Source organism: Halogranum roseipondis (assembly GCF_059695585.1).
In genome coordinates this window covers 528,458-549,103 of the sequence record NZ_CM185235.1, presented here as the reverse complement: position 1 = coordinate 549,103, position 20,646 = coordinate 528,458, and the positions used below count along the sequence as shown (strand labels likewise).

22 protein-coding genes are annotated in these 20,646 nt (G+C 66.8%); 12 read left to right on the top strand and 10 right to left on the bottom strand.

Annotation, left to right across the window (positions count from 1 at the left end; all coding sequences use genetic code 11):
• Nucleotides 1-107: 107 nt before the first annotated feature.
• The gene (metG, locus tag EOHIBHHM_RS03000) at nt 108-2,204 is read left to right on the top strand and encodes a methionine--tRNA ligase (protein ID WP_497254492.1); all 2,097 of its coding nucleotides are present in this window, start codon (nt 108-110) and stop codon (nt 2,202-2,204) included.
• Between the two features lie 36 nt (nt 2,205-2,240).
• On the opposite strand, the gene EOHIBHHM_RS02995 is transcribed toward metG, so the two are convergent.
• Together EOHIBHHM_RS02995 and EOHIBHHM_RS02990 are read right to left on the bottom strand one after the other, a co-directional pair.
• On the bottom strand, nt 2,241-2,624 hold the full coding sequence (locus EOHIBHHM_RS02995; RefSeq protein WP_497254490.1) for a DUF2267 domain-containing protein: 384 nt from the start codon (nt 2,622-2,624) through the stop codon (nt 2,241-2,243).
• 64 nt (nt 2,625-2,688) lie between these two features.
• Nucleotides 2,689-2,919, bottom strand: coding sequence for a DUF8593 domain-containing protein (locus EOHIBHHM_RS02990; RefSeq protein ID WP_497254488.1), 231 nt, complete (start codon nt 2,917-2,919; stop codon nt 2,689-2,691).
• Nucleotides 2,920-3,097: 178 nt separating this feature from the next.
• On the opposite strand from EOHIBHHM_RS02990, the gene pyk reads away from it, so the two are divergent.
• From pyk to EOHIBHHM_RS02960, 6 genes are all read left to right on the top strand, one after another.
• Entirely contained in the window at nt 3,098-4,852 is a 1,755-nt protein-coding gene (gene pyk / locus EOHIBHHM_RS02985; protein ID WP_497254486.1) for a pyruvate kinase, read from the top strand.
• A 78-nt stretch (nt 4,853-4,930) separates the two neighbouring features.
• Complete coding sequence (locus EOHIBHHM_RS02980; protein WP_497254484.1) at nt 4,931-5,128, top strand: DUF7312 domain-containing protein; 198 nt, start codon at nt 4,931-4,933, stop codon at nt 5,126-5,128.
• A gap of 41 nt (nt 5,129-5,169) precedes the next feature.
• Nucleotides 5,170-5,757 (top strand): NfeD family protein, encoded by a 588-nt coding sequence (locus EOHIBHHM_RS02975; RefSeq protein WP_497256896.1) that lies wholly within the window; start codon nt 5,170-5,172, stop codon nt 5,755-5,757.
• Between the two features lie 92 nt (nt 5,758-5,849).
• Nucleotides 5,850-7,055 (top strand): SPFH domain-containing protein, encoded by a 1,206-nt coding sequence (locus tag EOHIBHHM_RS02970; protein ID WP_497254482.1) that lies wholly within the window; start codon nt 5,850-5,852, stop codon nt 7,053-7,055.
• A gap of 53 nt (nt 7,056-7,108) precedes the next feature.
• The gene (locus tag EOHIBHHM_RS02965; RefSeq protein ID WP_497254480.1) at nt 7,109-7,717 is read left to right on the top strand and encodes a winged helix-turn-helix transcriptional regulator; all 609 of its coding nucleotides are present in this window, start codon (nt 7,109-7,111) and stop codon (nt 7,715-7,717) included.
• 51 nt (nt 7,718-7,768) lie between these two features.
• Nucleotides 7,769-8,815 carry an NAD-dependent epimerase/dehydratase family protein gene (locus EOHIBHHM_RS02960; RefSeq protein ID WP_497254478.1) on the top strand — a complete coding sequence of 349 codons (1,047 nt, stop codon included), beginning with the start codon at nt 7,769-7,771 and terminating at the stop codon, nt 8,813-8,815.
• On the opposite strand, the gene EOHIBHHM_RS02955 is transcribed toward EOHIBHHM_RS02960, so the two are convergent.
• A complete protein-coding gene (locus EOHIBHHM_RS02955; protein ID WP_497254476.1) occupies nt 8,812-9,048 on the bottom strand; it encodes a DUF7123 family protein in 237 nt (78 codons plus the stop codon). The genes EOHIBHHM_RS02960 and EOHIBHHM_RS02955 overlap by 4 nt on opposite strands.
• Nucleotides 9,049-9,325: 277 nt before the next feature.
• Between EOHIBHHM_RS02955 and EOHIBHHM_RS02950 the strand changes: the two genes are divergently transcribed.
• Complete coding sequence (locus EOHIBHHM_RS02950; RefSeq protein WP_497254474.1) at nt 9,326-11,203, top strand: flippase-like domain-containing protein; 1,878 nt, start codon at nt 9,326-9,328, stop codon at nt 11,201-11,203.
• A 74-nt stretch (nt 11,204-11,277) separates the two neighbouring features.
• Here EOHIBHHM_RS02950 and yjjX read toward each other — a convergent pair whose 3' ends face one another.
• Both yjjX and EOHIBHHM_RS02940 read right to left on the bottom strand, forming a co-directional pair.
• Entirely contained in the window at nt 11,278-11,796 is a 519-nt protein-coding gene (gene yjjX / locus EOHIBHHM_RS02945) for an inosine/xanthosine triphosphatase (protein ID WP_497254472.1), read from the bottom strand.
• Nucleotides 11,797-11,818: 22 nt separating this feature from the next.
• Nucleotides 11,819-12,505 (bottom strand): helical backbone metal receptor, encoded by a 687-nt coding sequence (locus tag EOHIBHHM_RS02940; protein WP_497256894.1) that lies wholly within the window; start codon nt 12,503-12,505, stop codon nt 11,819-11,821.
• A 277-nt stretch (nt 12,506-12,782) separates the two neighbouring features.
• Here EOHIBHHM_RS02940 and EOHIBHHM_RS02935 point away from each other — a divergent pair, with 277 nt between their 5' ends.
• The 4 genes from EOHIBHHM_RS02935 to EOHIBHHM_RS02920 all read left to right on the top strand — a co-directional run bounded on the left by EOHIBHHM_RS02935 (nt 12,783) and on the right by EOHIBHHM_RS02920 (nt 16,216).
• Nucleotides 12,783-13,742: a transcription initiation factor IIB gene (locus EOHIBHHM_RS02935; RefSeq protein WP_497254470.1), complete on the top strand. Its 960-nt coding sequence runs from the start codon at nt 12,783-12,785 to the stop codon at nt 13,740-13,742.
• A 97-nt stretch (nt 13,743-13,839) separates the two neighbouring features.
• Nucleotides 13,840-15,015 (top strand): DNA-methyltransferase, encoded by a 1,176-nt coding sequence (locus tag EOHIBHHM_RS02930; RefSeq protein WP_497256892.1) that lies wholly within the window; start codon nt 13,840-13,842, stop codon nt 15,013-15,015.
• Between the two features lie 49 nt (nt 15,016-15,064).
• A complete protein-coding gene (locus tag EOHIBHHM_RS02925) occupies nt 15,065-15,763 on the top strand; it encodes a type I 3-dehydroquinate dehydratase (RefSeq protein WP_497254468.1) in 699 nt (232 codons plus the stop codon).
• A 30-nt stretch (nt 15,764-15,793) separates the two neighbouring features.
• Nucleotides 15,794-16,216 carry a DUF7575 domain-containing protein gene (locus EOHIBHHM_RS02920; protein ID WP_497254466.1) on the top strand — a complete coding sequence of 141 codons (423 nt, stop codon included), beginning with the start codon at nt 15,794-15,796 and terminating at the stop codon, nt 16,214-16,216.
• A 196-nt stretch (nt 16,217-16,412) separates the two neighbouring features.
• Here the strand turns inward: EOHIBHHM_RS02920 and EOHIBHHM_RS02915 are convergent, their stop codons facing one another.
• The 5 genes from EOHIBHHM_RS02915 to EOHIBHHM_RS02895 form a co-directional block, all read right to left on the bottom strand.
• Entirely contained in the window at nt 16,413-17,405 is a 993-nt protein-coding gene (locus EOHIBHHM_RS02915) for a DUF7972 family membrane protein (protein ID WP_497254464.1), read from the bottom strand.
• Nucleotides 17,406-17,796: 391 nt separating this feature from the next.
• Nucleotides 17,797-18,993: a 3-dehydroquinate synthase II gene (locus tag EOHIBHHM_RS02910; RefSeq protein ID WP_497254462.1), complete on the bottom strand. Its 1,197-nt coding sequence runs from the start codon at nt 18,991-18,993 to the stop codon at nt 17,797-17,799.
• Between the two features lie 119 nt (nt 18,994-19,112).
• Entirely contained in the window at nt 19,113-19,262 is a 150-nt protein-coding gene (locus EOHIBHHM_RS02905) for a hypothetical protein (RefSeq protein WP_497254460.1), read from the bottom strand.
• 3 nt (nt 19,263-19,265) lie between these two features.
• Nucleotides 19,266-19,748: a DUF2243 domain-containing protein gene (locus tag EOHIBHHM_RS02900; protein WP_497254458.1), complete on the bottom strand. Its 483-nt coding sequence runs from the start codon at nt 19,746-19,748 to the stop codon at nt 19,266-19,268.
• A gap of 71 nt (nt 19,749-19,819) precedes the next feature.
• A complete protein-coding gene (locus EOHIBHHM_RS02895) occupies nt 19,820-20,614 on the bottom strand; it encodes a 2-amino-3,7-dideoxy-D-threo-hept-6-ulosonate synthase (RefSeq protein WP_497254456.1) in 795 nt (264 codons plus the stop codon).
• Between the last annotated feature and the right edge of the window lie 32 nt (nt 20,615-20,646).

Here is a 20,646-nt window from a genome sequence, read left to right as displayed (position 1 = left end):
CGGCCACCGCGGGCGGCGAACCCCGCGGACGTCGACCGGGACGTATCGACGCACGACCGACCGAAACCAGCGGGCTTTAGGCCCGTTTCCGAGATACAAGAACCAAGATGAGTCACGAGGACTTCCCCACCGAGAACCCGGCGGTGGTCACCTGTGGGTTGCCGTACGCCAACGGCGACCTCCACGTCGGCCACCTCCGAACCTACGTCGGCGGCGACGTGTTCGCCCGGTCGCTCCGCAAGCTGGGCCAACAGACCGCGTTCGTCTCCGGCTCGGACATGCACGGCACCCCGGTCGCGGTCAACGCCGCGAAGGAGGGCGTCACCCCCGAGGAGTTCGCCCTCGAGTGGCACGAGACGTACGAGGCGACGTTCCCGAAGTTCAACGTCGAGTTCGACAACTACGGCCACACCCACGACGAGACCAACACCCAGCTAACGCAAGAGATCGTCCGCACGCTGGACGACAACGGCCACGTCTACGAGGACGAGGTGATGGTCGGCTACGACCCCGAGGCCGACCAGTGGCTCCCCGACCGCTACGTCGAGGGGACGTGTCCCTACTGCGGTGCCCACGCCCGTGGCGACGAGTGCGACGAGGGCTGTCAGCGCCACCTCGAACCCGGCGAGATCGAAGACCCGGTGTCGACGCTCACCGGAAACCCCGCCGAGTACCGCGAGCGGACGCACAAGTTCTTCCGCGTCTCCGAGTTCCAGGAGTACCTCCAGGAGTTCATCGACCGACTGGAGGGGACGTCGAACGCGAAGAACCAGCCGCGGGAGTGGATCGAGGGCGACCTGCAGGACTGGTGTATCACCCGCGACATGGACTGGGGGATCGACTACCCCGGTGAGGAGGGCGAAGACCTGGTGCTCTACGTCTGGGTCGACGCCCCTATCGAGTACGTCTCCTCGACGAAGCAGTACACCGAGCGCGTCGGTGCCGACGTCTACGACTGGGAACAGCCGTGGAAGGACGAGGGCGAGATCGTCCACATCATCGGCCGCGACATCATCCAGCACCACACCGTCTTCTGGCCGGCGATGCTGAAGGGCGCGGGCTACAACGAACCGCGCGCCGTCATGGCCAGCGGGTTCGTCACGCTCGGCGGCAAGGGGTTCTCGACGAGTCGGAACCGCGCTGTCTGGGCCGACGAGTATCTCGACGAGGGGTTCCACCCCGACCTGCTGCGCTACTACATCGCCACCAACGGCGGCTTCCAGCAGGACGTCGACTTCTCGTGGGAGAAGTTCCGCGACCGCGTGAACAGCGAACTCGTCGGCACCGTCGGCAACTTCCTCTACCGGTCGCTGCTCTTCGCGTACCGGAACTACGAGGGGACGCCGGACGCTCCCCTGTCGGACGAGGTGCGCCAGCGCATCGAACAGGCCCAGTCGGAGTTCGGCGAGGCCGTCAACGACTACAACGTCCGCGAGGCGGGCAACGCCGCCGTCCGACTGGCGCAGTTCGGCAACGAGTACATCCAGCGCAACGAACCCTGGAAGCTCACCGACGAGAGCCCCGAGGAGGCCGCACGGGTCATCCGCGACTGCGTCCAGATCGCGAAGGCCATCGCCGTCCTCTTCGAACCGATCGCCCCCGAGAAGTGCCAGCGGCTCTGGGACGGGCTGAACGAGACGGGCGACGTCGCGGCCGCCGAACTCGGTGCCGCGCTCGAAGCGCCCGCCGCCTCCTTCGACGAACCGACGGAGCTGTTCGAGAAGATCGAAGACGAGCGCGTCGAGGAGCTCAACGAGAAGCTCGAATCGCGCGTCGCCGAGGCGACCGCCGACGACGAGGACGAAACCGAGGAAGAAACCGAAACTGACGACTCCGCCGAGTCGAGTGACGAGGACGTGACTACAGAACTCGAACCGCTCGCGGACGAGCGGATCAGTTTCGACGACTTCCAGGCGCTCGACATCCGCGTCGGCGAGATTCTCGCCGCCGAAGGCATCGAGGGAGCCGACAAACTCGCGAAGCTCACGGTCGACATCGGCCTCGAAGAACGGCAGATCGTCGCCGGTATCAAACAGCTCCACGACCTCGAGGGGCTCGTCGGCGAACGGATCGTCGTCGTCGCCAACCTCGAGAAGGCGGAGCTGTTCGGTGTCGAGTCCAACGGGATGCTGCTGGCCGCGGGCGACCAGGCAGATCTCCTGACCACCCACGACGACGCCGAACCCGGGACGAAAGTTCAGTAACCGACCCCGTCGCAGACGGCGCTTTCTCTCCGTCTTCTAAGCTTCGTACAGCCGTCGGTAGTCTTCGGGCAACTGCGCGAGCGCGTCGTCCCACTGGTCGTCGGTGGCCTCCATGAGACCCACCAGTACCGACCGGACGTGCGTCGGGGCGTCGTTGCCGTCGAGTTCCTCCCGTTCGTCCTCGCGCCGTCGGACCCGCTGGACGAACTCGTCGGCGTCGAACGCCTCGGCGTCGCCGTCGGCCTGCGTCACCGCGTCGGCGAGGTTGGCCGGAAGCGCCTCCGCGAGCTCCTGCGTCTGTCCCTCGCTCAGTCGCTCGCTCAGCACCGCCAGTACCGACTCGGCGGCGGCCGAGACGCGCGCTTCGTCGCTGAGATCGCTCTGTGCCTGCACCGTTCGGACGAACTCGTCGTGGTTCATCGGTGTCTTCGTAGTAGTCACGGATAGAGGGTGTTCGACTGGGTTGTCGGTTCAGGTTCGACGGTCAGACGTCGGCGTCCACTCTGATCGTGTTGTCCGACACCGACTCGATCTGTTCGGCGTCGAGCGCGAGTCGGTCGTTCTCGTCGGTGAGCGCCGCCTCGATGGTCGCGGAGAGACCGGTCTGTCCCTTGAGGACCGCTTTGTCGTCCTCGACGGCAGTCACCTTGCCGATGTCCTCGCCGCTCGGGCCGACGACGTGCTTGCCGACCAGTTCGTCGGTGATGTGCTCCATTGCATCCCGGCGGTTCGCCCGGCCGTTGGTTAGGGCTTATTGCCGACCGACCGAGATATCAGTCAGACGAAAGCCGGAGCGGCCACTATATACCGGTCCGGAGGGCTCCGCAGAGATCGTTACTCGGAGAGGAGTTGTATCGGCGGGGTTTTTCAACACGACTCCCGTATCGAGGCGCATGAGAAACGCGAAGATCGTCTGCACTCTCGGTCCGGCATCGGACGACCGGACGACGATCCGCGAGCTCGTCGACGCCGGGATGTCGGTGGCGCGGCTCAACGCCAGCCACGGGACGCCCGACCACCGCGCGGAGGTCATCGACCGCGTCCGCGCCGTCGACGAAGCCACGGAGAAACCGGTCGCCGCGATGGTCGACCTGCAGGGTCCAGAAGTCCGTACCGCACCGCTCGACGAACCGATCTTCCTCGAAACCGGCTCGGAGGTCCGCTTCGTCGAGGGCGAGGAGGCGACGCCCGAGGAGGTCGGCCTGTCGTACTCCATCACCGCAGCCGAGCCGGGTGACACCATCCTGCTCGACGACGGCCGGATCGAGGCGACCGTCGTCGACGTCGACGACGACACCGTCGTCGCACACGTCGACTCCGGCGGCGAACTCAGTGGGCGGAAAGGGGTCAACCTCCCCGGCGTCGACCTCGACATCGACCTCATCACCGACGGCGACCGTCGAGAGTTGGAAGTCGCCGCCGAGAAGAACGCCGACTTCGTCGCGGCGAGTTTCGTCCGGTCGGCGGGCGACGTCTACGCCATCAGCGACGCGCTCGACGAACTCGGCGCGGACATCCCCATCGTCGCCAAGATCGAGCGCGCCGGCGCGGTCGACAACCTCGACGAGATCATCGAGGCCGCCTACGGCGTGATGGTCGCCCGCGGCGACCTCGGCGTCGAGTGTCCGCTGGAGGACGTGCCGATGATCCAGAAGCGAATCATCCGCAAGTGTATCGACGCGGGCGTCCCCGTCATCACGGCGACGGAGATGCTCGACTCGATGGTTCACTCGCGCCGTCCGACGCGCGCGGAGGCCTCCGACGTCGCAAACGCCGTCCTCGACGGTACCGACGCGGTGATGCTGTCGGGCGAGACTGCCATCGGTGACAACCCGGTGCGCGTCGTCGAGACGATGGACCGTATCGTCCGACAGGTCGAGTCCAGCGCGGAGTACGGCGAGAGTCAGGAACAGCGCGTGCCGACGGCCGACGAGGACTCCCGGACGGAGGCGCTGGCGCGGTCGGCTCGGTATCTCGCCCGCGACATCGACGCCGCCGCCATCGTCGCGGCCTCCGAGTCCGGCTACACCGCCCGCAAGACCGCGAAGTTCCGCTCCGGCGTCCCGGTCGTCGCGACGACACCGAACGACCGTGTCCGTCGCCAGCTCGCGCTCTCGTGGGGCGTCAACGCCGAGTACGCCGAGTACAGCGAGGGCGTCGACTCCATCATCGAGAACGGGGTCTCGGCCGCCCTCGACGCCGGCGTCGCCGAGAGCGGCGACACGGTGGTCGTCCTCTCGGGGATGATGACCGAACTGGAGGGGACGAACACGACGAACATGCTGAAGGTCCACGTCGCCGCCGAGGCGGTGGCCACGGGCCGGAAGGTCGTCGGCGGTCGCGCCGCCGGACCGCTGTTCCGGGTCGGCGACGGCGACCTCGACGACGCTCCCGACGGGGCGATACTCGTCGTCCCCGCGTCGTTCGAGGGCGAGTTCACCGGCGACGTCCAGCGAGTCGCGGGGATCGTCGACGCTCGCGCCGGGATGACCGGCTACCCGGCGCTCGTCGCCCGCGAACTCGACATCCCGATGATATCGGGCGCGCCGTTGCCCGACGCGCTCCCGGACGGCGAGACGATCACCCTCCACGCCGAGCGCGGCGTCGTCTACGAGGGCGACATCATCAGACACCAGAAGCAGCGCTGAACCGTCGGTCACGACCGCTCTCTCGGACCGTTCTCGAACGGCGGTAGCCCTTTGAATCCCCGCCCCCTAGCAGTACGTATGCACTCCCCCTCCGACGACCCATCGGCCGACGACGACACGGAGTGGCAGTTCGGGCTCGACGAGGTCGGTGAGGACGCCGAGACGACCGACGAACCGGAGTTACCACCGCTCGAACCCGGCGATCCCTCGCTCGAGAACGCGATGTTCGTCCTCCTCGGCGTCGTGGGGACGCTCCTCATCTTCGTGTCGCTGTGAGCTCGCTCGTCTCGGACCGGCCGCTCGGGTTCGCCGCGGGACTGCCGCTCGTCGCCCTCCAGTTGGACCCCATCGACCCAGCGGTGCTGCCGCTGCTCTTGGTCGTCGCAGGGATCGGACTGTCGCTCGCGGAGGCGTTAGCGCCGGGTGCGCACTTCGTCGTCCTCGGCGTCGCACTGCTCGCGGCCGGGGTGGTCGGGTTGCTCCTCGGCCCGCTGGCCAGTCCGATCGTCCTCGCCCTGATGGTGTTCCTGTTCGGCGGCCTCGCGCTGTACGGCTACCGCGAGCTCGACATCTACGGCGGGAAGGGAACGCAACAGACCTCCGACTCCGAGTCGCTGACGGGGAAGACCGGCCGTGTCATCCAGCGCGTCACTCCCTCGGACGGTGAGATCAAACTCGACAGCGGCGGATTCAACCCCTACTACGCCGCGCGGTCGGTCCACGGCGAGATCCCCGAGGGGGCAGAGGTGATGGTCGTCGACCCCGGCGGCGGCAACGTCGTGACGGTCGAGGCGATCGACTCCATCGAGGAAGACGAGATCGACCGCGAACTCCGGAAGGGTCGAGAGGCCCGGAGACGACGGCAACGCGAAAGTGAGATCGAAGAGGAGACCGAGCGAGCCTGACCGCCGATCCGACCGATCGTCCACACCGATACTGTCGTTCCGTTGCCCGATTTGTGCAAAGCCTTATTTAACCAACATCCGAAGCGTCGGGTATGGACCCCGTGTTGCTCCAGGTGAACATCCTAGGTGGAGCCGCCGTGTTCGTCGGCCTCCTCCTGTTGCTACTCGCCATCGTCGTCGTCTACTCGATGGTGGAGATCGTCAACGCGTACGAGAAGCGTGCGCTGACGGTCTTCGGCGAGTACCGCAAACTGCTCGAACCAGGTATCAACTTCGTCCCGCCGTTCGTGTCTCGGACGTATCCGTTCGACATGCGGACGCAGACGCTGGACGTCCCCCGACAGGAAGCGATCACGAAAGACAACTCGCCGGTCACCGCCGACGCCGTCGTCTACATCAAGGTGATGGACGCGAAGAAGGCGTTCCTCGAGGTCGAGGACTACAAGACCGCCGTCTCCAACCTCGCCCAGACGACGCTGCGGGCCGTTCTCGGCGACATGGAGCTCGACGACACGCTCAACAAGCGCCAGGAGATCAACGCTCGCATCCGTCGCGAACTCGACGAACCCACCGACGAGTGGGGGATCCGCGTCGAGAGCGTCGAGGTCCGGGAGGTCAACCCGAGCGCCGACGTCCAACAGGCGATGGAACAGCAGACCTCCGCCGAGCGTCGTCGCCGTGCGATGATCCTCGAAGCGCAGGGTGAACGCCGCAGCGCCGTCGAACAGGCCGAAGGTGAGAAGCAGTCGAACATCATCCGCGCCCAGGGTGAGAAGCAGTCGCAGATCCTCGAAGCGCAGGGTGACGCCATCTCGACCGTGCTCCGTGCGAAGTCCGCCGAGTCGATGGGCGAGCGCGCCATTATCGACAAGGGGATGGAGACGCTGGAGAAGATCGGGCAGGGCGAGTCGACGACGTTCGTCCTCCCCCAGGAGCTGACCTCGCTGGTCGGTCGCTACGGCAAGCAGTTGTCCGGTAGCGACGTCCAGGACAAAGAGGGGCTCAGCTCGATGGAGTTCGACGAGGAGACCCGCGAACTCATCGGTCTCGACGACATCGAGGAGATCCTCGGACAGATCGACGACGCCGCCGAGATGGACGTCCAACAGCTCGAACAGGAGGCCGAAGCGATCAAGGCCGGCGAAGGTGTCGACATGAAGAGCGCCGAAGAGGTCATCTCGGAGGCGAACGAGGAGGAGTCGTCGACGGCCGCCGACCAGACTGACACCGATTCGTCGTCGACGTCGCAGAAGGACGGTCAGCGCCCCGACGACGAGGAGATGGAACTCGACAAGTAGCTCGCCGGACCAAGCGAAGCCTTTTCTTTCCCTAACCCCGTAACACATAACAGATGTCCGACAGAGTCGACGAGGAGAAGCGGGCGACGCTCCGTCGCTTCGCCGCACTCGGCGCGGCCACGCCTTTCGTGGGCGGCCGTCGAGACAGCGAGGAGGACACCCGCAGCGACGCCCGCGACGCCATCGTCGGCTACCTGGGTGCGACGCCCGGCGCGCACTTCTCGAAGCTCCGTGACGACCTCAAACTCGGGACGGGCGAGACGCAACACCACCTCAAGCGCCTGCTCGCCGACGGCGTCGTCGAGTCGCGTCGCGACGGCGACTACCGTCGCCTCTTCCCGGCGGGTCGCTTCTCCGAGTTCGAGCAGGTCGCACTCGGCTACCTCCGACGGCGGACGCCGCGGGGGATGCTCGTCGAACTGCTTCGGAACCCCGACGCGACGGGCAGCGACCTCGCGAAGACGCTCGACGTCTCGCGTGCCACCGTGAGCAACTACGCGAAGGAACTGGAGGCGGCCGACCTGCTCTCCCGCGAAGACGGCTACGCCGTCGAGTCGCCGGAGACGGTCATCACGTTGCTACTGCGGTACGCCGACTCGTTCGACGAGGACGCCGCCGCCTTCGCCTCCGAAGCCGACTCGCTCATCCGGTTCGACCCCTGAGCCACGCCGAGCGAGCGACAGGTTATCTCCGCTGGCGACGACCGAGTAGGTATGCAGACGTTCGTGACCGGCGGCACTGGCTTCCTCGGCAACAACCTCGTCCGGCGACTCGTCGCCGACGGCCACGAGGTGACCGCACTCGTCCGCTCGACGGAGAAGGCGGAGCGACTCCTCGGCGACCTCGACGTGAGGGTCGTCGAGGGGGATCTGCGTGACGTCGACGGGTTCGCCGACCACCTCGTCGGATGTGACGTACTCTTCCACACGGCGGCGTACTTCAGGGAGTACTACCGACACGGCGACCACGACGTCCACGCCGACTCGCTTCGAGCGATCAACGTCGACGGGACGGTCGACCTTCTGGAGGCGGCGGACGCCGCCGACGTCGGGCGAGTCGTCTACGTCAGTTCTGCGGGCGTCGTCGGGACGAAACCCGACGGTTCTCCGGGCGACGAGTCGACGCCGCCGGGCGAGATCACACGGACGAACGGCTACTTCCGGAGCAAGGTCGAGGCCGACCGCGCGGTCGAGCGGTTCTGTCGAAGCCACGACGTGCCGGTCGTCACCGTCCTCCCCGGCTGGATGTTCGGTCCGGGAGACGCCGCACCGACCGACGCGGGTCGGGTCGTGATCGACCTCGTCACGGGGTCGTTGCCGGCCGTGTTCGACGGTGGGAGCGTCGCCGTCGACGTCCGGGACGTCGCAGACGCCATGCTCGCCGCGGCCGAACGCGGTCGGCCGGGCGAGCGGTACATCGTCGGTGGAGCGTACACGGAGTTGGCCGAGGTCGCCGCCACGCTCTCGGCACTGACGGGGAGTCGCGTTCCCCGGCGACTGCCGTACCGGGCGGTGCTGGCGTTCGCGACGATATCAGAGGTGATCGCGAGGCTGCGAGGGCGGGAGACGACGACGACACGGCGGGGCGTCTCGACGCTCGCTGCGAGACAGTTCGTCGACTCGAGCAAGGCGGAACGCGAACTGGGGGTGACGTTCCGGCCGCTCTCGGAGACGCTGCGCGACGAGGTCGCGTGGTTCCGCGACGAGGGGTATCTCCCGGCGGAGGGGCCGACGGCGACGACCGCGACGGTGGACGCTTAGACGCAGACCTTCCAGGTCGTCCCCGAGGAGTAGCCCCACTTCTCGACGGCGACGTCGTACTCGCCCGAGAGGATGGCGCGCATGTTGGCTCCGACCTCCTTGGCGGTGAGACCGAGATCGTCGGCGATGAGCCGCGACTTGAAGTAGGTCTTCGTCTGTCCCTCCTCACGGAGGTACTGCAGGATGCGCTGTTGTTTGTCGGTGAGGTCGGTGCCGGCGGCGGTGGCGCTCATATCTCACAGATAGTCGGTTCGACTAATAGGGGATTTGGTACAGCCGGTTAACACGCCGCTGTCGTGCGATTTTCGGCATCGAGTGCCGTGTGGAACTCGTCTCGCGACGCCGCCCGGGTACAGTTACCTAACAGCCGGCCCCTCGATCGGCCCCGCAGACAGTCCCACCCGCTCAGATCCCGTGTGAGACGTTGGCGTGGCAACGAGTGCTGCTAGCTATCACCGAAGAGAGAGGTGGTCAGAAAGTTCATACGGCCGGATATCGCACCAGTATCTAATGAGTAGCTCGCGCCAGGCGAGTCCTGTCGTCACCTCTACACGCACCCCCGAGGTGAGTGTGGTCCTTCCTGCGTACAACGAGGAGAAGACCATCGAGGAGACCGTCCGAACGACGCTCGAGACGCTCTCGGGGTTCCTCCCGGAGGGCGCCTACGAGGTTCTCGTCGCCGAGGACGGCTGTGACGACCGGACACCAGAGATCGCAGACCGACTCGCGGCCGAAGATCCGCGGGTACGCCACTTCCACAGCGACGAACGACTCGGGCGCGGCGGTGCGCTCGAGCGTGCGTTCGAGGCCGCAGACGGCGACGTGCTCGTCTACTTCGACACGGACCTCGCGACCGACATGAGCCATCTCGAAGAGCTCGTCGAGCGCGTCCGCTCGGGAGAGTACGACGTCGCCACCGGGTCGCGGTGGATGAGCGAGAACGTCGCCGACCGACCCGCGAAACGCGGCGTCCCGAGTCGGTTCTACAACCTCTTCGTCCGCTTCTTCCTCCGGTCGGAGCTTCGCGACCACCAGTGTGGGTTCAAGGCGTTCAGCCGCGAGGCGTTCAACCTCCTGCGCTACGACGTCAAGGACAACCACTGGTTCTGGGACACCGAGATGCTGGTCCGGGCGCAGCGTTCGGGGCTCCGCGTCGCCGAGTTCCCCGTCGACTGGGAGCCGAAGGGCGACACGAAGGTCGACCTCGTCCGCGACGTCTTCGGGATGGGGAGTCAGATCCTCCGGACCTGGTGGGAGCTGTCGGTCGAGCCCCGAATCGACCGCAAGGTGTCGATGGCCGCCGGCGTGCTGATGACGCTCGTCGCGCTCGCCCTGATGACCGTCTACATCGACTTCGAGCAGGTGCTGGCCCGGATGGCCGATGCCGACCCAACGCTCGTCGGCGGGGCGGCGCTCGTCTACCTGCTCTCGTGGCCGCTGCGCGGGCTTCGCTACCGTGACATCCTCGCAGAGCTGGGGTATCCGAGCAGTCCGAAGTTCCTGACTGGGGCCATCTTCATCAGTCAGACCGGGAACCTCGTCTTCCCGGCACGGGCAGGTGACGCGGTCCGCGCGTACGTCGTGAAGGCGCGACGCGGCATCCCGTACCCATCCGGGTTCGCGTCGCTCGCCGCAGAGCGCGTCTTCGACCTGCTGTCGCTGGTCGCGCTCGCGGGGACCGTCCTCGTGGGGCTCACCCTGACGGGCGGGGCGGCCGACCTCGTCGAAGGCATCTTCGCCAGCGGCACGGTCGGCACGGTCGACCGCGGTGCCGCTCGGGTCGCGACCGGTGTCGCGGCGGGTGTCGGCGTCGCCGCGATCGTCGCCGTCGCCGCGATCGTCGCCAGCGCGCGCTCGGACTCGCAGCTCATCCGCCGCAGCATCGCGCGGGTCAGCACCGACTCGTACGCCGACTCAGTCGCGAGTATCGTCGAACGGTTCGTCGGCGACCTCCAGCGGGCCGCAGGGACACGCCGGGCGTTCGCCCGCGTCGGTCTCTCCAGTCTCGCCATCTGGGTACTCGACGTCGTCACGGCGCTGCTCGTGTTGCTCGCGCTCGGCGCGAACGTCGGCGGCAGCGGCGTCTCGTTCGTGTCGCTCGTCGCCGTGTCGTTCTTCGCGGTGAGCGTCGGTAACCTCGCGAAGGTGCTCCCGCTCTCGCCGGGCGGGATCGGCCTCTACGAGGCGGCGTTCACGGTGCTCGTGGTGGCGCTGACGCCCATCGCCGCACCCGTCGCGCTCGGCGCGGCGTTCCTCGACCACGCGGTGAAGAACCTCGTCACCGCCGCCGGCGGCGTCGTCTCGATGGCGTCGCTCAACGTCTCGCTGACGACCGCTGTCGAGGAGTCTTCCGACATCCACGACGCGGCCGAACCGACGCAGGACTGACCGCAGAACACGTCTCTTCTCGTCTGTCTTTCCCCCTCGCCTCGTCGCGTTCCGGCACGCTTCGTCTCTCTCTTTCAGCCGTCTGCTCCGTACAGCGCCGTCTCGAACGGGCCGAACGCGCCCGCGAGCGCCGCACCGAGCGCCTCCGTGCGGTCGACGCGCCCGCCGGAAAGCACGCCCGCCGCACCCGCCTTCTTCGCGACGTCGGTCGTCCCGAGGACGTCGTCCATGACGGGGCCGAGCTCCTCGCCGTCTCTCACTCGGGCGGCGACGTCGGCCGGAAGTTCGAGACTCGGCCCGGCCCCGCGTCCGACGGTCTCGCCGTCGGTGACGGCCGCCCACATGATCAAGAACAGTCCCTCCGTCCCGTCGAACGTCGCGACGCCACCCTCGAGGCCGACGCCGTAGTCGAACGCGTCGGCCGCGAGGACGTTGCGGGCGCGGTTCTCCGCTCCTCGAACCGTCTCCGCGTGACCCGTCGGCTGTTCGCTCACGCCGGAGTCGACGCTGACTGCCGTCACCGTCGCCTCCGGCACCGTCCGCTCGACCGCTCGCCGCTTCACGGGGTTTCCGCTCCCGACACCGATGTGCATACGACCTCTGTCGCGTCGGAACCTATCGGCCTGTCGGAAGCGGGCCGTGGAACAGTTCGGCGAGCGTCTCGACCCCGTCGAGGAGTCGCGGACTCGGCTGGTTGAGGAGCGCGTCGTCGACGACGTGGACCGCGGCGTCGAGCTCCCAGCCGCGGTCGGCGACGACGCCAGGGTCGACCCGGTCGCCGCGACCGCAGACGTGGAGGACGACGTGGTCCGGGTCGGCGGCGGTCACGGTCGCCTCCGAGACCTCCCGGGAGCGGTCGCCGGCGTCGACGAAGGGGCACGTCCCACCGGCGGCCGCGACAGCGTCGGGCACCCAGTTGCCGGCGGCCATCGGCGGGTCCGACCACTCCTCGCAGTAGACGACGGGTCGTTCGCGGCCGTCGACGTGGGTGGCGATCCGGTCGAGCCGCCGGCGGGCGTCCGCCTCGAGGCGTCTCCCCGCCTCCGGTCGACCGACCGCACGACCGAGCGTCTCGAACGTTTTGAGCGTCTCTGTCAGCGTGGTCGGGGCGGTGTGGACCACCTCGTACCCCCGGTCGCGGAGGTCGTCTCGGATCTCCGTCTGCAGGTCGTCGCAGGTGCAGACTACGTCGGGATCGAGGTCCGCGAGGCGGTCGAACTCCGGGTTGAGCCAGCCGCCGACTGCCGGTCGATCGAGTTCACAGTGCGTCGTGACCCCGACGAGGAGGTCGGCGGCGTCCATCGCAGCGAGCGTCGCCGTCGCGCTCGGGGCGAGCGAGACGACTCGCGGTTCGTCTGTCACGTCGACTTGTCGGACTGGCAGCGACAAATATCCGGCGCGACAGTCTCGATATTTAACCCTTGCTACGAATTAGAATCAGGTCCGTTATATCGTCCAAATTCGGCGGTTTTTTGACTCGTAACCGCAGCATTTATATGTTTGGTGTCCTTTTGTGGCATAAGGACCGCACCGGGTTTTTTCAGGCAGTTCGCCCCCGGGAGCGCCCGCCGTCCCATACATGAGTGAAAAGACGCACACCCGAACGCAGACGAGCGAGCAGACGACATCGAACGGCGAGACGCTTCGGTGTCCAGAGTGCGACGGAAACGTCGTCTCCGACGAGGGGCACGGTGAGACAGTCTGTGCGGACTGTGGGCTCGTCGTCTCGGAGGACTCGGTCGACCGCGGCCCGGAGTGGCGCGCGTTCAACGCCAGCGAGAAGGACCAGAAGTCCCGCGTCGGGGCACCGACGACCAACACGATGCACGACAAGGGGCTGTCGACGAACATCGACTGGCGGAACAAAGACGCCTACGGCAACTCGCTCGGGTCCCGCCAGCGACAGAAGATGCAACGGCTCCGAAAGTGGAACGAGCGGTTCCGCACCCGCGACTCCAAGGAGCGCAACCTCAAGCAGGCGCTCGGCGAGATCGACCGCATGGCGAGTGCCCTGGGACTTCCGACGAACGTCCGCGAGACGGCGTCGGTGATCTACCGTCGCGCGCTCGACGACAACCTCCTCCCGGGACGCTCCATCGAGGGCGTCTCGACCGCTTGCGTCTACGCCGCCGCCCGGATGGCCGGCGTCCCCCGGAGCCTCGACGAGATCACCGACGTCTCCCGCGTCGAGAAGAGCGAGGTCGCCCGGACGTACCGCTACGTCGTCCGCGAACTCAAACTCGAGGTACGTCCCGCAGACCCCGAGAGCTACGTCCCCCGCTTCGCCTCGTCGCTCGACCTCTCCGAGGAGACCGAACGACGCGCCCGCCAACTGCTGAAGAACGCCAAGGAACAGGGCGTCCACAGCGGGAAGTCGCCGGTGGGCCTCGCCGCGGCCGCCGTCTACGCCGCCGCCCTCCTGACCAACGAGAAGACGACGCAGGCGGCCGTCAGCGAGGTGGCCGACATCAGCGAGGTCACCATCCGCAACCGCTATCACGAACTGCTGGAAGCGGAGGAAGGCCTCGGCGTCGTCTGAGGCTGACGCACGAACTCTCGTTTCCAGCGTGACTGGACCGGCGTCGGCAACCGCGAGACCCCAAACTACAACTTTCAGACCTGTGCACATGTACCGAGTGCACACCAACCACGTCCTCCGCGCGGCCGACGCGACAGACATGAGCCACGTCGCCGACGAGTCGGTCGACCTGGTGGTCACCTCGCCTCCCTACCCGATGATCGAGATGTGGGACGAGCTGTTCACCGCGCGGGACCCGGCGATCGCCGACGCCCTCGCCGACGGTGACGGCGACGCCGCCTTCGAGCGGATGCACGCCCAACTGGACGCCGTCTGGGACGAGGTCGCTCGCGTCGTCGCACCCGGCGGCATCGTCTGTGTGAACGTCGGCGACGCCGTCCGGTCGTTCGACGACGGGTTCCGACAGTTCCCGAACCACGCGCGGGTCATCGAGGCGTTCGACGACCGCGGCCTCCGGTCGCTACCGGACATCCTCTGGCGCAAGCCGACGAACCGGCTCACGAAGTTCATGGGGTCGGGGATGCTCCCGCCCAGCGCCTACGTCACGCTCGAACACGAGTACGTGCTCGTCTTCCGCAAGGGGGAGGCGCGGGAGTTCCCGCCGAGCGACCCCGAGCGCTACGCGAGCGCCTTCTTCTGGGAGGAGCGCAACGAGTGGTTCTCCGACCTCTGGTCGTTCACGGGGACCGACCAGACGATGGAGGCGACGGCGACCGACGACCGAGAGCGGTCGGCGGCGTTCCCGCTCGAACTCCCGCTTCGACTCGTCCGGATGTACTCCACCTACGGCGACACCGTCCTCGATCCCTTTGCCGGGACGGGGACGACGACGCTCGCGGCGATGCACGCCGGTCGCGACTCCGTCGGCTACGAACTCGACGTCGACCTCGTCGAAGGGTTCGACGAGCGAACGACGGACCTCCCGGCGCGGTCACGGCGGCAGGCCCACGAGCGACTCGAGCGTCACCGGACGTTCGTCGCCGACCGCGACCCGGACTACGAGGCGGTCCACTACGACGTTCCGGTCGTGACACGCCAGGAGCGTCAGATACGGCTCTACGCCGTCACGGACGTCTCGAGAGCGACCGTCGGCGCAGACGGAGGCGACGACGTCACCGCCGAGCGCGCCGTGCCGGACGGGCAGGGCGGCGAGGGTTCTCACGGCGACGAACGCCCGTACGACGAGACGCCGGCCGACTGTCACACCGTCCGCTACCGTCTCTCTCACGCGCCACTAGACGAACTCGACGAGTCCGACGTCGACCACGGCTGACGTGGCGCCGAACGGGCAACGTTTACTCCGTCGCGTCAGAGCACTCGGTATGGACTTCGACCGCTTCGTGCTCACAGCAAGCACTGCGGATCTCTCTGCGGAGCCGGCGGCACGCGACCACGCCGACGCCGTCGAGTTTCGGATGGATCTCGCGGACGACCCACTGGCGGCACTCGACGCGTACGACGGCGAACTCCCGCTTCTGGTCACCAACCGTGCCGTCTGGGAAGGAGGAGAGGCACCCGAGGAGGACCGACTCGCCACGCTGGCGACGGCCGTCGAACACGACGCCGTCGAAGCCGTCGACGTCGAACTCCGGGCGCTCACCGGGACGGCGGAGACGGCCGCTCGCGACGCGGCCGCGCTCCGCGAGCACGCCCGCGACCACGACGCCGCCGTCGTCGTCTCCGTCCACGACTTCGAGACGACGCCGCCCGCGTCCGAACTCCGGGAGCTGCTCACCGACGCGACCCGCGAGGGGGACGTCGGCAAGCTCGCGGTGACGGCGACCGACCGCGCCGACACGCTCGCGCTCCTGTCGGCGACGTACGAGGCGACGGCGGCCGGCGAGACGGTGGCGACGATGGCGATGGGAGAGGCGGGCCGCCACACGCGGGCGGTCGCGCCGCTCTACGGCTCTCGGATCGGCTACGCGCCGGTCGACCCGGCCGACGCGACCGCGCCGGGACAGTACGATCTCGCGACGCTCGCCCACCTGGTCGCGCGACTCGACACATCCGAGGCTTAATGGTAATCGAACAAGACATTCGGAGTAATCATGGGAGATACGGGACGGCGCGCACTCGTCGCGGCGCTGCTGGGCGCACTCGGCGCCTCGCTCGGCATCGCCGGTGTCGGCCACGCCTACCTGCGAGAGTGGCGACGCGCCGTCGCGTGGTTCACGTTCGTCCTCGGATCGATGCTCGTCTTGGTGTCGGTGTTCTCCGACCCGTCGAGAGTGACGGCGGACGTCGACTCGCTCCCGCTGACGGTCGTCGCCCCGATTCTCCTCTTGCTCTCGCTGAGCACCTTCGACGCCTACTATCTCGCCCGTCGCGGCCCGATCGGCCACTCGGGTCCGAACGCGGTCGTCTGTCCTCACTGCGGCGGTGAAGTCGACCCCGACCTCCAGTTCTGTCACTGGTGCTCCGAACCGCTCTCGACGCACCAGTCGTCGGACCGACGGACGCAGAGCCGATAGAGAGCGGTAGACGAACCCAGAACTTCCGATCGAGACGCTCTCCGAGTGCCGCCGGAGGTAGATAGCGGGCGCGAATGTAACACAGCAGAGCGTGATCAACGAACGGATCGAACGTTCAGGACAGCAGCAAGCTGACGTGGTTCGACCAACCAAGGACCGTGGACCGAGCGGGAATGAAACGTGACGTTGCGAAGAGTCATTCCTCCCAGTCGAAGAGAGGCGCTCGCTCTGATTCGTGGAGGATGAACGGGCCGATAGCCCCCGACTCTTTCGCGATCGAGGCCGTCCGAAGGACGTGCGCAGTGAAGATAAAGAACGGAATCAACGCAAGCGTTACTCCGACGTTGATGAGCCAGACGAGGACGGGGACGCTGAGTACCGTTCCCGACACGGTCTCCGGTTTCAGATAAAGCGCGGCAGATACCGAGAAGATGAGCGCCGGGATCCCCGTAAAGAGGATCCGTCGAGACAAATTAACCAGCTCCCACTGGAGATAGTGTGCCTTGAAAAACTCCTCTGCCGGGCCAAACAACTCCAAGACATCTACGAGATCACCGATCGCCTCCTGTGCATCTTCGCTCAAACTCTCTTGGTGCACCCAGTACAGTCGACGAACGAGGTAGATCTTCCAGGAGTAATTGTACGAAAGAGCGGCCCGCATGATTGTGAACTCTCCGAATGATGCGTCTTCTAATTCATCGGTAATCCCGTCGGCACTCGTGGCAATCCGGTCGACCAGCTGATCGACTCGGTCCCGAAGGAGTCGGTCAGAACTCCCTTTCACGGCCTCCTGAACCGTCTCAGCCCGATCGACGCTCGTACTGATGAGCGTACTGAGGAACCGCTCCGGTTCTGGAGGACCAGTCCATTGAAACTCTCGCTCAGAGTCCTTCCTGAACGCCATCGACTTCTCCATCCGCTCGCGTTGTCGGCCCAGTGACCCGAACTCTTCGGAGAGCACGAGCTGATTGATCGACACGACGAGCGTCATCCCAGTGATAAGGACACCGACGAGGGTTTGAAACAGCGTCTCGATCGTGTCCCCCTGGCTCAGTATCGACAGATAAGGAACATCGAGCGTGCCGAAGACCGTGAGGCAACCGAAGCAAGTGAGCGCCAGTATACCTGTAACGGTTAATCGATTCCCACTGAACAGAAACCAGTCCTTGAGGGATCGTTCACGATCCATTATATTCTGGAGACAGGAACGACTTTGGTGGGACGGATGGTTCGAGACTCACCATTCGAGCGGGGAAACGCCGCACAGAGAGATAAAACGTGGGACTGTTGGTCGCTTCCACCGAAACCGTCCGAACTTTCCGTGTCGGAAATCAGACCAGAGAGCTACTCGGGACGCGTATCTACCGGACAGTCATTCAGCGACGACTGTTCGGAACGAACGAAACTAGTTTGCTGAATCCGTTCTCTCTCTTCGGCACGCGGATTTCAGGAGGTGAGAGTCGTGCGACGTCGAAGGGTACGGGGACTTTCGCTAACCGCTACGAGAACAAGACCAGGCCAGGGAACGCGCGAACGACCGGACGCGACGACGACGTAAACGCCGCCGCGCGAGCGCGACGCTACTTCTCGATGATGCTCTCTTCGACAGCCTCGCCGAAGTGGCGGGCGGTGTCCTCGTAGTAGACGAGCATCTCGTCGCCGACCTGCAGGTCGGTGACGGCCGTCCGGCCCTCGCTCGTCGGCACCTTGATCGTCTCCGCGTTCTGCAGCAGCGTCTCGATGCGGTCCTCGCCCGACTCGGTCTGAATGCGAGCCTCGACGCGGAACATCGGGCGCTTCTCGATCTTCACGCGGCCGACGATGGCCTCGCGGGTGTTGCCCTGGGTGTCGACGACCTGCACCTCGTCGCCGCTCTTGAGCTCCGAGAGGTACTTCGTCTCGCCGCCGGGCGTGCGGACGTAGGCGTGGACGGCTCCGGCGTTCACGCGGAACGGCCGGGAGGCGACGTACGGCGACTCGGCGGTCTCGGCGTGGACGAAGAACAGCCCGCGGCCCATGCTGCCGACGAGCATCCCCTCGTCGTGTTCGAGCAGGCTCCCCGTGTCGACGCAGACGCGGTCGGCCATCCCGGTTCGCTCGACAGCGGTCACCTCGGCCCAGGTGAGGTCGAGCGACTCGCGCTCGGCGGCGTCACGCACCTCGACGGTCTTTCGGATCTCGTCGGGGCTGTCGGTGTCGAGGAGGACGCCGTCGGCACCGAGTTCGAGCGTCTCGAAGGCCGTCTTGGCCTCCTCGGCCGTGGTCACGCCGGTGACGAGTTCGGTCTCGTCGCCGATGCGGGCGATGAGATTCTCCAGTGGGATGATCTGCCAGTTCTCGCCGACGACGAGCGTGAACTCCGCGTCGTGGGCGGCCTCCTCGGCGAACGACTCGTAGTCCTGATCGAAGATGCGGACGTACGCACCCTGTGCGCGGTCGTCGTCGCGACGGAGCGTCGTCAGATCCGCAGAGCCGGAGAAGTCGGAGGGGAGATCGACGGTGCCGTCGCCCTCGCCGTCCTTGCCGACGACGTAGGCGTCGGCGCGGCCTTCGTGGCCGCCGTCGTTCTCGGCGTCCTCGGCGTCGAGGACGTACGCCTCGGTGTCCTGCAGGAACGCCGCGATCTTCACGTCGCCGAGCTCGCGGACGCGAGCGACGTCGCTCTCGTCGACGAGCACCCAGTCGACGCCGGACTCGAGACCGGCCGTGATCCGTTTCTTCCGTGTCTCCCAGTCGCCGACGGTGTCGTCGGCCTTCAGCCAGACGCTGCGTGTCATTACCGGACTCTTCCCGGGACGGTGGCTTGAACGTGGCGGATACCACAGCCCTTGTCGGGGTCCGCCGCCGCGGACGGGGGACGCTCACCGAACGGCGGGCGGTCGTCGAGTGCGGTCGGTCAGTCGGCCAACACGAGGCCGAACAGTCTGTCGCTGGCGACGACGCCGGCGACGACGACCGCGCCGAACAGCGCCACGCCGAGGAACAGCAACAGCCAGTGTGGCAGCGCCGTCTCGACGCCGACACCGGCGGGACCGACGTGCAGCATCGGCTACGCCTCCGCCTCCGACCGGACGGGGTCCCCTCCGGCGTGTCGGTACAGATACGCGCCCGCGCCGACGATGAGCAGGCTGACGACGACCCAGTGGGGGTCGTAGATCCCCGCCCCGCTGTGAGTCGCGTGGTGGAGCCCGAGCAGCATGTGGTCGACGACGACGTCGAGCAGGTCGAACAGTCCGACGCCGAGCACCGTCGCTCCCGCCAACGGCTTCAACCGGAGCGGCGCGGCCGCACGTCGCTCTGCGGCCCACACCAGACCGCCCCCGACGCCGGCCACCGCGAGCATGGTGAGCGAGAACAGTCCGTCCGCGAAGATGTTCATCCGAAGCCCCGACATCGTCGAGGGGTCGTAGACGTTCGAGACGAGGTGGTGCAACTGCAGGACGTGATGGAGGAAGAGGACGTCGACGAGTCCACTGAGTCCGAACCCGAAGACGACCGCCCCGACGACGCTCTGAGTGGCGATCCGATTCATGGCTCTCGGTACAGCGGCCGCTCCTGTATGCGTTGTTGCCGAAAGAAGCAGCTATTTCGACGGACCGCGGGCTACTCGTCGGGGGCGAGCGCCGCCAGTTCGAGCGCCTCCTCGGCGCTGCGGTCGTCGTGGATGATGGCGGAGACGGCGCGCGCGATGGCCTCGGGGTCGTCGTGCTGGAAGATGCTGCGACCCATCGAGACGCCGGCCGCACCGGCGTCCATCGTCCCGCGGACCATCTCGACGGTCTGGCGGTTCGTCCCCCTACTTCCGCCGGCGATGACGACCGGCAGGCGCGTCGATTCCACCACGTGACGGAAACTGTCGGCGTCGCCGCTGTAGCCCGTCTTGACGACGTCCGCACCGAGTTCTTCGGCGAGTCGGACGGCGTGGCCGATCGCCTCGGGGTCGTCGCCGGCGACGTCCGGGCCGCGGGCGTACGCCATCGCGAGCACCGGGATGCCGAAGCGGTGTGCCTTCTCGGTCACCTCGCCGAGTTGGGTCATCTGCGTCGGTTCGTAGTTGCTGCCGACGTTGATGTGGAAGGAGACGGCGTCGGCACCGACGCGGATGGCCTCCTCGACGCTACTGGTGAGTCGCTTGTCGTCCTCGTCGGGGCCGATGACCGTCGACCCGTTGAGGTGGACGATGAACCCCTTCGCGTTCTTGTTCGGGTGGACGCGCGGCGCGACCCCCTTCTGCGTCAGTACCGCGTCGGCGCCACCGCGGGTGATGGCGTCGACGGTCGATTCGATGTCCTTCAGCCCCTTCACCGGGCCGAGCGTCACTCCGTGGTCCATCGGGACGATGAGGTATCGTCCGTCTGTACCGATGCGTTCGAGTCGAGACTGTAAGCCTGCGTCCATAGTCAGTTATGTGAATCTGTGTCAATCCGCCC